The following is an 11,828-nucleotide window of genomic DNA, read 5'->3' as shown; positions in this document are numbered from 1 at the left end:
GACCAACGGTCCGCACCCACCGAGTCATTTCGTTAAGAACCCGTGATGTATAACTGAATGCGCTTTCGTCATTGGAAGGCGCATGTAGCTGCGTGCGGTACTGGAGGCTCCTCCCCCGTTTGGCGTTGTCGCTTCCATGTACCGCACCACCCTGAATCTGCTTGCCGGCGCCATCGCGCTGGGCCTCACCGCCGGCGCTGCCGGCGCCGCTGAAACCGCCGACACCGGCAAGGACAGCACCACCCTCGGCGCCGTGCTGGTGACCGGCTCCAACATCAAGCGCAGCGATACCGCCGGGCCCAACCCTGTGCAGATCGTCAGCCGCGAACAGATCGAGCAGACCGGCCGCTCCACCCTCACCGATGTGCTGCGCAACCTGTCGGCCAATGCCGGCAACAGCTTCGATGAGCAGTACACCGGCAGCTTCGCCGCCGGCTCGGCCTCGATCGGCCTGCGTGGCCTGTCGCCGAAAAACACGCTGGTGCTGGTCAACGGCTACCGCGTGTCCAACTTCGGTTTCGCGCTCAACACGCAGGACACCTTCGTCGACCTCAACGCGCTGCCGATCAGCGCGGTCGAACGCATCGAAGTGCTGAAGGACGGTGCCTCGGCGGTGTACGGTTCCGATGCCATCGCCGGCGTCATCAACATCATCCTGCGAAAGAACTTCCAGGGCGTGGAGGTCGGCGGCGGTTTCGGTACTGCTACCCAGGGCGGCTTGAACGAACGCAAGGCCAACCTGCTGGCCGGCTTCGGTGACCTCGAACAGCAGGGCTTGAACGTGCTGTTCGGGCTGGACCTGCTCAAGCGAGATCGCCTCGATGCCGATCAGCGCGCCTATACCCGCAGCGGCGATTTCCGCGACAAGCCCGGTGGCCGCCTGGCCGGCTGGTCCACTGCCGGTGGCAACTGGCTGTCCAACCCACGCGCGCCGCAGCCGTTCGCCAACTGCCCTGACGGCAGCCAGCTGCGTCCGTACAGCGACTTTGGCAGCACCCTGCCCGGCCAGGCCTGCGCCTTCAACGCACAACCGTTCAAGACCCTGCAGCCCGGCGCCGAGCGCCTGCTGGCGTCGTTGAGTGCAACGTACCGCTTCAACGACAGCGTCGAGGCGTTCGCCGACGTGCTGTACAGCCACAACAAGGCCGACCAGATCTTCAGCGCGCCGCTCACCGTCGGCCCCGGCCTGCGCGCCTACAACCCGGCCACCGGCACCCTGATCGACGTGCCGGCGGTGCTGCCGGTCGGCCACCCGAACAACCCGGGCAGCACGCCGTTGCCATTCGAGTACACCTTCTTCGACCTCGGCCCGCGCCTGAAGGACAACACCCAGGTGTTCTACCGTGCCCTGGCCGGCGTGCGCGGCAGCGGCGAGCGCTGGGACTGGGAAGTGGCCGCGCTGACTTCGCAGAGTGCACAGCGCGAATACGTGGACAACTTCGTCAACCGCTACGCGTTCGAGCAGACCCTGCGCGATGGCAGCTACAACTTCCTCAACCCGTCCGCTACGCCGGCCGCACTCGATGCCCTGCGTCTGCAGACCAAGCGGCCGGGGTGGTACAGGTTGCACTCGTTGAACGTAAAGGCCTCGACCACGCTGTGGGATCTGCCGGCCGGTGCGGTCGGCTTCGCCTGGGGTGCCGAATTCCGCAAGGAATCGCTGGATGCGCGTACCAGTGCGCAGGTGCTGTCGGGCACCGAACTGCGCCCGGCCATCAACGTGGTCAACGGCGAGCGCCAGGTCAGTGCCGCCTACGCCGAACTGAGCGTGCCGCTGCACCGCACGCTGGAACTGCAGCTGGCCGGTCGCGGTGACCGCTACGACGATTTCGGCAAGGCGTTCTCGCCGAAGGTGGCGCTGCGCTGGCAGCCGCTGGACAGCCTGTTGCTGCGCGGTTCGTTCTCGCGCGGCTTCCGTGCACCGTCGCTGCCGGAGATCGCGCCGGGCCAGACCGTCAGCTACGGCTCGGTGATCGATCCGCTGGATCCACTGCAGCCCGGTGGCAGCCGTGGCGTGACCAACATACGTACCGGCAATCCGGACCTGAAGGCCGAGCGCTCGCGCAACTTCAACATCGGTGCAGTGTGGTCGCCCGATGGCGACACCAGCATCGGCCTGGACTGGTACCGCATCGAACAGGACAACCTGGTCAAGCCGGACAGCGCACAGTTCATCGTCGACAACCCGACCCTGTTCCCCGGCCGCGTGCAGCGCGATGCACAAGGACGCATCCAGTTCATCACCAACCAGTACGCCAACCAGGGCGAGCTGACCACCTCGGGGCTGGACCTGGACGCCAACCGCACCTTCCGCACCGAGGGCTGGGGCAATTTCACCGTGGCCGGCAGCTGGACCCACCTGCTCAGCTTCAAGCAGCCGCTGGTGGCCGGCCAGGCCCCGTATGACGGTGCCGGCAACAACCGCCACGGCGCACTGCCGCGCAGCCGCGGCACCACTTCGCTGAACTGGGCGGTGGGTGACTGGAGCAGCACGCTGAGCCTGCAGTACGTGAGCGGCTACGACCAGCGCGTGGCGACGGCGACCAGCAACCCGGGGCTGCGCGACCGCATCAAGCCGTATCACCAATTGGATCTGTACGTGGCGTACGAAGGCATTGCCAACACCACGCTGTCACTGTCGGTGCTGAACCTGACCGACAAGGACCCGCCGTTCGATCCGGCCGGTGGCTCCAACGGCTTCGACATCAGCCAGTACAACCTGCGCGGGCAGTTCGTCTCGCTGGGGGCGCGCTACCGGTTCTGATGCGGCAACGGGGCGGCGGTGATGCGCCGCCCCATTTGTGCTGCCGGCCAGCGGCCGGCACTACCACCGACCGCCGGAGGAATGCCCGGCGTTCGTGCATCAACGGCTGAGGTGCAGGAACTGCAGGTGCCGTTCGTACTGGCTGATGATGTCGTTGATGATCTGCTTGCGGCTGTAGCCGACCAGGTCGTAGTCCTGGCTGCCCTCGAACAGATGCACCTCGGCGCGGTGGTAGCGCTGGTTGCGCAGCTGCTGCGCGGCGAACGACGGCGTCAGGTAGCCACTGAGGATCACCCGGTACAGGAAGTCCTGCTGCTCGCCGTGATTCACCGTCAACTCCATGTCGCCGGCCTCGAATCGCGTGGCCACATCCCAGCCCTGCCCGCGCAACTGCTCGGCCACCGCCTCCATCGCTGGCTTCACGGTGTCGTCCATGAAGCGGTAGACCTGGTCGCGCACCGGGAAGTGCATGGCCTGGCTCAGGCGCTGGCGCCAGCCCTGGTGGTGGCGGTCGTCGCCGATCAGCGGCGACGGACGATACTGCAGCGCGCGCTTGCGATGCGATTCGTCACTGAAGGCGCGGGTCAGGCCCCACATCATCAGCAACAGCACCGCCGAGAACGGCAGCGACGCCAGCACCACCGCCGATTTCAGCGCATCGATGCTGCCGGCCAGCAGCAGGCCGGCAGTCAGCACCGCGATGACCGTGCCCCAGAACACACGCAGCCAGCGCGGGCCATCATCCTCCGGTGCACCGCCGTGCGAGGACAACGTGGACAGCACCACCGCGCCGGAGTCAGCCGATGTCACGAAGAAAATGAAACTGACGAACACCGTCACCGCGATCACTGCCTTGCTCCACGGGTAGCCGTCCAGCAGCGCGTACAGCACGGTGGGTGGATCATCCACCGCCAGTTGCGCCAGTTGCTGCTGGCCATGGTGCAGCACCTGGTCCAACGCGCTGTTGCCGAAGATCGACAGCCACGCCAGGGTGAAACCGAGCGGTATCAGCAGCACGCCGAACACGAATTCGCGGATGGTGCGGCCACGCGAGATGCGCGCGATGAACAGGCCGACGAACGGCGCCCAGCCAATCCACCAGGCCCAATAGAACACCGTCCAGCCGCCCAGCCATTCCGGTCGGCCGCCATAGGCGTACACATCGAAGCTCTTGCCAACCACGCTGCCCAGGTAGTCGCCCAGGTTCTGCATCAGCGTACTGAGCAGATACTGGGTGGGGCCGGCGCACAGCATGAACAGCACCAGCGCGATCGCCAGCAGCATGTTGATGTTGGCCATCCAGCGCACGCCCTTCTCCACACCTGAAACGGCCACGGCCACCGCCGCGCCCATCATGCTGGCCACCAGGATGATCTGCACCAGGTTGGAGTGCGGGATGTTGAACAGGTGCGACAGGCCAGCATTGAGGTGCAGCACGCCGAAGCCCATGTCGGCGCCGATGCCGAACACGGTGGCGACAATGCCCAGCGCATCCACGGTGTAGCCGATCGGGCCATTGATGCGCTTGCCGATCAGCGGGTACAGCGCCGAACGCAGCGCCAGCGGCAGGTTGTGGCGGTAGGCGAAGTAGGCCATCGCCATCGCCGCCAGCGCGAACACCCCCCAACCATGCAGGCCCCAATGCAGGAACAGCAACTGCATGGCCTGGCGCGCACCGGCCTCGCCCGCCGCCGGGTCGCCCTGCGGCGGCTGCAGGTAATGGGTCAGTGGTTCAGACACGCAGAAGAAGAACAGGGTGATGCTGATACCCGCAGCGAACAGCATGCCGGCCCAGGACAGATAACTGAACTCAGGCTCGTCATGGTCGGCGCCAAGCTTGATGCCGCCATATTTGGACAACGCCACGCCTACCACGAACACCAGGTACAGGGTCATCGCCAGCAGGTAGTACCAGCCGACATTGAGTGCGGCCCAGTCCTGTGCCTTGACCAGAAGGCGGCCCGCGCCCAGCGGAAACAGGCTGACAAACAGCGCGAACGCCACGACAACGATCGCCGCGAAGGCGAACACAGGCCGAAGGGTGCGCACCGGGGATTGTTGCGGCTCCAGGACTTCCATGGGGCGGCGTTCTCCGGCAGATCAGTGAATTAGCCGACCGATTCTGGCTGAACCGCAGTGGACAGAGCATGAAGTCGCGGCCGCGGGTCACGGCCAGCGCGCGCGCTTTCGTGCTATCACGCGCGCGCCGCCGTGCCTGCCCTGCATCACGACATCACATGCACCGCGCACAGCTTGTTGCCGTCCGGATCGCGCAGGTAGGCCAGGAACAACTGGCGTCCGGCCATGTTGCGGATGCCGGCCGGGTCTTCGATGGCGGTGCCGCCATGGGCCACGCCGGCGTCCTGCCAGCCGCGCACGGCCTCGGCACTGTCCAGGGTGAAGCCGATGGTGCCGCCGTTGGCATGGCACGCCGGCTCACCATCGATGGGGGCGGTGACGATGAACATCCGGCCGTCCTTGAAGTACACCAGGCGACCCTTGTCGTCGAACACCCCCGGGCGCGCACCGAGGGCGGTGAACAGGGCCTCATAGAAGCGGTGCGCGGCCTCCATGTCGTTCGTTCCAACAGTGATGTGGCTGAACATGCGGGCACTCCTTGTGGAAAACCGCAGTGTCGGCGAGCGCAGGGGCGCATCGCAAATCCCCCCTCCTCGCGCCCTGGCTGCACAAGGTTTGTCGAGTGACGCACGATCATTCTATAATGGGAATCATTCGCATTAATGATCGATGCCGATGGCCGTGCCCGCCGCCTCCAGCACTGCGCTGGCGGGGTTCTACCGCGAACACCATGGTTGGCTGCTGGGCTGGCTGCGCCGCCGCACCCACAACGCAGACTGCGCGGCCGACCTGACCCAGGACACCTTCCTGCGCCTGCTCAGCCGTCGCGTCGATCCGTCCGAGCTGCGCCTGCCGCGTGCCTACCTCAGCACCATCGCGCACGCCCTGCTGGTCAACCACTGGCAGCGCGCCGACCTGGAGCGCGCCTATCTGGCCGCGCTGGCCGCGCAGCCGGAGCCGGTGCACCCGTCTGCGGAAGAACGCACGCAGGCATTGCAGCTGCTGCATGCCATCGCCGACATGCTGTCCGGCCTGGCCGAGCGACCACGGCGTGCCTTCCTGCTGGCACGGCTGTCCGGCTTCGGCTATGCGGAGATCGGTCAACAGCTTGGCGTGTCCGAACGGATGGTCAAGAAGTACATGGCACAGGCGATGCTGCATTGCCTGCGCTTGTCCGGCGATGCCACGGCATGAGCACCGCACTGGCCAGCCCGGCGCTGGAGCAGGCTGCGGAATGGTTCGCGCTGCGCCAGCAGGGATGGAGCGACGCCGACCAGCAGCACTGGCGGGCCTGGCTGCAGGCCGATGCCGGCCATGCCGATGCGTGGCAACGGGTCGAGTCGGTCTGGCAATCGTTCGCGCCATTGTCGGCTCCCGCGGCAGCGAAAGCACTGGATGCCGCTGGCCGTCGCCGCCGGCAGGCATTGCGCGGCCTCGGCGGCGCCCTCGGCCTTGGCGCCTTCTCGTTGCTAGGCCTGCACGCCGTGCAGCTGCAGCGCGGCCTGCAGAGGCAGCGCACCGCCGCCGGACACACAGGCCACTGGACCCTGGCCGATGGCAGCCGGCTGTGGCTCAACGCCGACAGCGAAGTGTCGATCGACATCGGCAACGGCCGCCGCGACCTGCACCTGCTGCGCGGCGAACTGCTGCTGCAGACCGGGCACCTGCCCGCATTTGCCCATGTGCCGCTGTCGGTGCATGTACCGGGCGTGCGCCTGCAGCCGATCGGCACCCGCTTCGCGGTCGGCCGTGAGCCGCAGGGCAGTCGCCTGGATGTGTTCGAAGGCGTAGTGCGCTGCCTGCCGCTGTTCGGCGCGGCGCAGGACGTACCCGCAGGCGAGGCGGTACGGATCGGTCCAATCGGCGGACTGACGACGGTCGATGCCGATCCGCTGCGTGGCGACTGGCACGACGACCGACTGCAGGTGCAGGACGTGCCGCTGATCCGCGTCATCGATGAGCTGGCTCGCCACCATCGCGGTTACCTTGGGTGTGATCCGGCGCTCGCCGCATTGAACGTCACCGCGGTACTGCCACGCCTGGACAGCCTGCAGGCCCTGCAACTGTTGGTCCGGGCCCTGCCGATCCGCATCGAGCAGCGCTGGCCGTGGTGGACCGTCGTGCGTCCGCGTTGAAACAGCGGTTCCCTTTCTGCGCGCTCGGCGGGCACTACAGGGGAACCCATTGCGGATGTTGCCGCCCCCATGAAACTACCCTGCCCCTCCCCTCGCCCGCTGGCCATCGCGCTGTGCCTGGCCCTGACCACCCCGTGCCTGTTGCCGGCCGCGGCCCATGCACAGGACACCGCTGCTGCCGTTCGCTGGCAGATCCCCGCGGGTGCGCTCGACCGGGCCCTGACCGCATTCGGCCAGCAATCGGGCCTGTCCATCGCCGCCGACGCGCGCCTGACCCGGGGCCGCCACAGCAACGGCGTGCAGGCCACGCTCGACGCCGATGCCGCACTGGCACAGCTGCTGGCCGGTACCGGCCTGACCTTCCAGCGCGATGCCAGCGGTGTGGTGCTGCAGGCGGCACCCAACGCCGAGGCCGGGGTGCGCCAGATCGGCACCCTGCGCGTGGCTGGCCAGGCCAGCGAAGGCGCTTCGCCGTGGGGCCTGTCCGATGCCGATGCGGTCTACCGTGACAGCGGCTCGCGCGTGCACCTGGACCGCCAGCAGCTGGAGCGCTTCCGCGGCCAGTCGATCGGCGACGTGCTGGCCGGCGCGGTCGGCGTGCACACCGCTGACGTCCGCAATGGCGGTGCGCTGGACGTCAACATCCGCGGCCTGCAGGGCCAGAACCGGGTGCCGGTGATCATCGACGGCGGCCAGCAGGCCATCGACGTGTACCGCGGCTATGCCGGCGTACAGCAGCGCAGCTACCTCGACCCGGACCTGATCAGCGCGGTCAGCATCGAGAAGGGGCCGAGCCTGGCCGCCAATGCTGCCAGCGCGATCGGCGGCGTGGTCTACATGGAAACGCTGAACGTCGATGACATCCTCGACGACGGCCAGGCCTGGGGCCTGCGCGTGCGCGGCGGCGTGGCCGACAACAGCATCGATCGCACGCGCGTGTTCAAGCAGGTGGCGCGTGGCAGCGACAACCGCAACAGCCTGCGCGATCCGCGTGACTGGAACGGCAGCGTGGCCTTCGCACAGCGTGGCGAAGACTGGCAGCTGGTGGCCGCCTATGCACGTCGCCGCCAGGGCAACTACTTTGCCGGCAGCAACGGCGCGCACCGCTACGACGACCAGCACCTGTCCAGCGGCGGCACCGGCATGTCCAGCCAGGCGGTGTCCAAGCTCTTCCATCCGGGCGATGAGGTACTCAACACGCATACCGACAACGAATCGGCGCTGCTGAAATTCACCTGGACACCCAACCCCGACCAGCGCCTGGAGCTGAGCCACCGCTTCTTCAACTCCAGCTTCGGCGAGATCATGCCGTCGGCGATCGGCCGCGTCGGCGAGTCCAACGAATGGGTGACCTACGTGGACAAGGCCAACACCATGTTCCAGTTCGAGCCCGGGAAAATGCGGGTCAACGCCACCTCGCTGCGCCACCGCTACCGGCCCGAGGCACACCCGTGGCTGGACCTGAGCAGCACCCTGTGGTTCACCACCGCCACCAGCCGCATGTTCAACAGCAACATCGCCAACACGCCGCTGTTCAAGAACTATCCGGGCGACGCGATGCCCGACACGCTGGGCGAGACCTACGGCCCGGGCCTGCAGTCGGACGTGAAGACCCAGCGCTGGGGCGTGGACAGCAGCAACACCACCCGCTTCAGCAACGGTCTGGGTGAGTGGACGCTGCGCTACGGTGCCGCCTTCCAGCATGAGGACACCGCGCCGAATTCACCGGTGCTGCCGGTGGACTACAACAACAACCGCTACCTGCGCTCGGGCACGCGCCGCGAAGCCAGCGTCGTCGCCTCGCTGCAGTGGCAGCCGTGGGACTGGCTGTCGCTGACCGCTGGCGGGCGCTTCATCGACTACCGCACCCGTGACCGCAACCGCGTGGCCTTCGTCAGCGAATCGCGTGACCTGCGCTACACCTTCGCGCGGCTGAGCAAGGGCGGCCAGCTGCTGCCGGGCTGGTACAAGGAGTGGTACCCGGACGCACAGGGCAACTACACGTATGACTCGCTGCGCGCCACGCCCTATGGCGACAGCACGCTGGGCCAGGCCTACGACTTCGATGGTTTCATTCCCGATCCGCGCGGTGCCAACGGCTTCTACACCAAGCAGATTCCCACCGCGTGGGGCTACAAGCCGGCGATCCGCCGCTCCGGCCATGGCTTCGCGCCGTATGCCGAGGCCCGCTTCAACCTCGATGCGGACATGTTTTTCTACGTGAAGTACGCGCAGGGCTGGAAGATGCCCAGCTTGTTCGAATCGACGCTGGGCAACAGCACCTCGGCGCCGGTCGGTGACCTGAAGCCGGAAAAGAATCGTTCCTGGGACATCGGCTTCAGCCTGCTCAAGCAGGACCTCTGGCGTGAAGGTGACCGCCTGGCGTTCAAGGTGGCCTGGTTCAAGAACGATATCGACAACGCGATCACCCGCCGCTTCGATTCCAGCAACTGGGCGTTCTACGTCGACAACGTCGACAACTACACGGTGTCCGGCTACGAGCTGCAGTCCGGCTATGACGCCGGCATTGCCTACCTGGACATGTCGGCCAGCTACTACCAGCGCGCACGCACCTGCGATGCGGCCACCGCCAAGCGCCTGCGCGAAGACCCGTATGCCAAGTGGAGCAAGCTGGATACCACGCCGGACTGCGTGGACGGCGGCTTCGGTACCTCGTTTGTCAACGCGCAGAACCCGCCGAAGTACTCGATCCACAGCACGCTGGGCTTCCGCCTGTTCGACCGCCGCCTGGATACCGGCATCCGCCGCACCTACAACAGCGGCCCCACCCATGAACTGGACAAGCCCTGGAACACCACCGGCTCGACCGGCCTGCAGAACATCTACCTGCCCACCGCGATCTATGACTTCTACGCGCGCTGGCAGTTCACCCCGAAGGCCGAGGTGGAACTGGTGGTCAGCAACCTGCGCAACACCTACTACATGGACACGCTGGCGATGAGCCTGATGCCGGGCCCGGGCCGCACCACGCGGCTGAACTTCACCGCGCGCTTCTAAGCCCTGCGGATACGACAGCGCCCCGGGGAGGTCCTCCCCGGGGCGCTTGCTTGCGGCGGCTCACGCGCTGGTAGCTCCCAACCGTGGTCCTGGTAGGTGCCAACCTTGGTTGGCACAGCGACGAACTACTTCGCGGTACTGAGCAGCAGCACCGCGATCGTGACCAGCGCGATGCCGACCCAGCCGATCGGACGCAGGCGGTTGCCGAACAGCAGGCGGCCGCAGGTAGCGGTACCGATCACGCCGATCGCGCCCCACATCGCATAGGCTGTGGCCAGGTCCATGTAGCGCACCGCCTGGCCAAGCAGGGCGAAGGCGATCCAGACCATGACGATCGCAGCAACGCCCCAGCGCCAGCGACGGAAGCCTTCCGACTTGGCCACCATCATGTTGGCGGCGACGTCGATCAAGGCCGAACAGATCACGAAAAACATTGCCAGGGTGTTCATCAGTGCGCCTCCCCGAGGGTGACGCAGACGATGCCGACCACCGCCAGCACCAGCCCGGCCAGCTGCTGCAGTGACAGGCTCTCGCCGAAGACGGTGAGGCCGACCACGGTCAGCAGGGTCAGGCCGAGGCCTTCCCAGACCGCATAGGCCACGCCGACCGCGATGCGACGCACCGACAGCGCCAGGAAGTAATAGGACAGCGCCAGCGCGCCGGCCATGACCAGGTAACCGGTCCAGCCACCATCGCGGGCGGCATGGGCCATGAATGAGGTACCGACCACTTCGGCGACGATCGCCACGGTCAGGCAGGCCCAGGCGACCAGTGCGCCACGGGCAGGAACAGTGCGGGACATGTGAAACTCCTTGCAGGACGGGGACCGCGCCTCGCCATCAGTAGATCCACGCCATGCGTGGATGATCCGGAACGCCCCGCAGACAGGGGCGACGGCGGCCAGTATCATCGTCTTTTACGGTGGAATCAAAATGGATTCCATCGACAGGAGCGATGGATCAATGCCCTACTCCCCTGAATCCCTGCAGGCGTTCGTGGAAGCTGCGGCGCTGGGCTCGTTCTCGGCGGCAGCACGTCGGCTGCGCAAGACCCAGTCGACGGTCAGCACCGCCATCGCCCACCTCGAATCCGACCTGGGCGTGAGCCTGTTCGACCGCAGTGGACGCTACCCTCAGCTGACCGAAGCCGGCCGACAGGTGCTCGGCCATGCCCAGGAGATCCTCGCCGCCGATGCGCGGCTTCAGCAGTTGAGCGTGCGCCTGGCCGCGCCGGTCGAAGCGCGCCTGACCGTGGTGTTCTCCGATGTCTACCAGCTCGATCCTGAGCTGCGGGTCCTGCAACGGTTTGCCGAGGCGTTCCCGGAGATCGAGCTGGAATGGCTGGATGCCGAAGGTGAGGACGTGCTGGAACTTGTATGCAGCGGCCGGGCCGGACTGGGCCTGCTGCCCAGGCAGGGACGCTATCCCGATGAACTGGTGGCCCGACCGCTGGCCCACCACAGCGAACTATCGATCTATGTGGCGCGCGACCATCCGCTGGCCGACGCCGGCCGCCGCGCGGCAGCCCAGCTGGCCCGGTACCGGCAGGTGCGATTGAGCGCCGAGGTCGAACATGCACGTGCAGCCACCGGGCTGGCGTGGACCGCCACCGACTACCTGATGGTGATGGAGATGACCGAGGACGGCATCGGCTGGGCCGAACTGCCACGCGCGCTGGTACAGCGCTATGACCGTGGGCAGCTGGTGGAACTGAGCCTGCCCGGCTGGCCCCGGCGTATCCACAGCGACCTGCTGTGGCGTCGCGACACGCCGCCGGGTCCGGCCGCCCTATGGTGGGCCGACGCGCTTGGATAAGGTAGTGGCGGGGCGGGG

9 protein-coding genes are annotated in these 11,828 nt (G+C 66.9%); 5 read left to right on the top strand and 4 right to left on the bottom strand.

What is annotated here, in order from left to right:
• The first annotated feature begins 136 nt into the window (after positions 1–136).
• Positions 137–2,764, top strand: a complete 2,628-nt coding sequence (locus O0J73_RS18865; protein ID WP_308309364.1) for a TonB-dependent receptor — start codon at positions 137–139, stop codon at positions 2,762–2,764.
• Positions 2,765–2,863: 99 nt separating this feature from the next.
• On the opposite strand, the gene betT is transcribed toward O0J73_RS18865, so the two are convergent.
• Positions 2,864–4,843, bottom strand: a complete 1,980-nt coding sequence (gene betT / locus O0J73_RS18860; RefSeq protein WP_308309363.1) for a choline BCCT transporter BetT — start codon at positions 4,841–4,843, stop codon at positions 2,864–2,866.
• 146 nt (positions 4,844–4,989) lie between these two features.
• Positions 4,990–5,370, bottom strand: a complete 381-nt coding sequence (locus O0J73_RS18855) for a VOC family protein (protein ID WP_006450259.1) — start codon at positions 5,368–5,370, stop codon at positions 4,990–4,992.
• 148 nt (positions 5,371–5,518) lie between these two features.
• Here O0J73_RS18855 and O0J73_RS18850 point away from each other — a divergent pair, with 148 nt between their 5' ends.
• The 3 genes from O0J73_RS18850 to O0J73_RS18840 all read left to right on the top strand — a co-directional run bounded on the left by O0J73_RS18850 (position 5,519) and on the right by O0J73_RS18840 (position 9,996).
• On the top strand, positions 5,519–6,037 hold the full coding sequence (locus O0J73_RS18850) for a sigma-70 family RNA polymerase sigma factor (protein ID WP_180880777.1): 519 nt from the start codon (positions 5,519–5,521) through the stop codon (positions 6,035–6,037).
• The gene (locus tag O0J73_RS18845; RefSeq protein WP_308309362.1) at positions 6,034–6,978 is read left to right on the top strand and encodes a FecR domain-containing protein; all 945 of its coding nucleotides are present in this window, start codon (positions 6,034–6,036) and stop codon (positions 6,976–6,978) included. The genes O0J73_RS18850 and O0J73_RS18845 overlap by 4 nt, the downstream gene beginning before the upstream one ends.
• Positions 6,979–7,047: 69 nt before the next feature.
• The gene (locus O0J73_RS18840; RefSeq protein WP_308309361.1) at positions 7,048–9,996 is read left to right on the top strand and encodes a TonB-dependent receptor; all 2,949 of its coding nucleotides are present in this window, start codon (positions 7,048–7,050) and stop codon (positions 9,994–9,996) included.
• Between the two features lie 125 nt (positions 9,997–10,121).
• On the opposite strand, the gene O0J73_RS18835 is transcribed toward O0J73_RS18840, so the two are convergent.
• Together O0J73_RS18835 and O0J73_RS18830 are read right to left on the bottom strand one after the other, a co-directional pair.
• On the bottom strand, positions 10,122–10,445 hold the full coding sequence (locus O0J73_RS18835) for an SMR family transporter (protein WP_308309360.1): 324 nt from the start codon (positions 10,443–10,445) through the stop codon (positions 10,122–10,124).
• Positions 10,445–10,798: an SMR family transporter gene (locus tag O0J73_RS18830; RefSeq protein ID WP_006450325.1), complete on the bottom strand. Its 354-nt coding sequence runs from the start codon at positions 10,796–10,798 to the stop codon at positions 10,445–10,447. The genes O0J73_RS18835 and O0J73_RS18830 overlap by 1 nt, the downstream gene beginning before the upstream one ends.
• A gap of 160 nt (positions 10,799–10,958) precedes the next feature.
• On the opposite strand from O0J73_RS18830, the gene O0J73_RS18825 reads away from it, so the two are divergent.
• Entirely contained in the window at positions 10,959–11,810 is an 852-nt protein-coding gene (locus tag O0J73_RS18825; RefSeq protein WP_308309359.1) for a LysR family transcriptional regulator, read from the top strand.
• Positions 11,811–11,828: the final 18 nt, after the last annotated feature.

The sequence above is a fragment of the Stenotrophomonas sp. Sm6012 genome (genome assembly GCF_030985895.1).
Taxonomy (GTDB): Bacteria; Pseudomonadota; Gammaproteobacteria; order Xanthomonadales; family Xanthomonadaceae; genus Stenotrophomonas; species Stenotrophomonas forensis.
The sequence above is the reverse complement of the archived record's forward strand: the minus strand, read 5'-3'. Positions and strand labels throughout refer to the sequence as shown.

What these genes read in the sequence shown, in the direction of transcription:
- O0J73_RS18840 (WP_308309361.1), top strand. Translation starts at nt 7,048, where the DNA reads ATGAAACTACCCTGCCCCTCCCCTCGCCCGCTGGCCATCGCGCTGTGC.
- O0J73_RS18830 (WP_006450325.1), bottom strand. Translation starts at nt 10,798, where the DNA reads ATGTCCCGCACTGTTCCTGCCCGTGGCGCACTGGTCGCCTGGGCCTGC.
- O0J73_RS18835 (WP_308309360.1), bottom strand. Translation starts at nt 10,445, where the DNA reads ATGAACACCCTGGCAATGTTTTTCGTGATCTGTTCGGCCTTGATCGAC.
- O0J73_RS18825 (WP_308309359.1), top strand. Translation starts at nt 10,959, where the DNA reads ATGCCCTACTCCCCTGAATCCCTGCAGGCGTTCGTGGAAGCTGCGGCG.
- O0J73_RS18855 (WP_006450259.1), bottom strand. Translation starts at nt 5,370, where the DNA reads ATGTTCAGCCACATCACTGTTGGAACGAACGACATGGAGGCCGCGCAC.
- O0J73_RS18845 (WP_308309362.1), top strand. Translation starts at nt 6,034, where the DNA reads ATGAGCACCGCACTGGCCAGCCCGGCGCTGGAGCAGGCTGCGGAATGG.
- O0J73_RS18850 (WP_180880777.1), top strand. Translation starts at nt 5,519, where the DNA reads ATGGCCGTGCCCGCCGCCTCCAGCACTGCGCTGGCGGGGTTCTACCGC.
- O0J73_RS18865 (WP_308309364.1), top strand. Translation starts at nt 137, where the DNA reads ATGTACCGCACCACCCTGAATCTGCTTGCCGGCGCCATCGCGCTGGGC.
- betT (WP_308309363.1), bottom strand. Translation starts at nt 4,843, where the DNA reads ATGGAAGTCCTGGAGCCGCAACAATCCCCGGTGCGCACCCTTCGGCCT.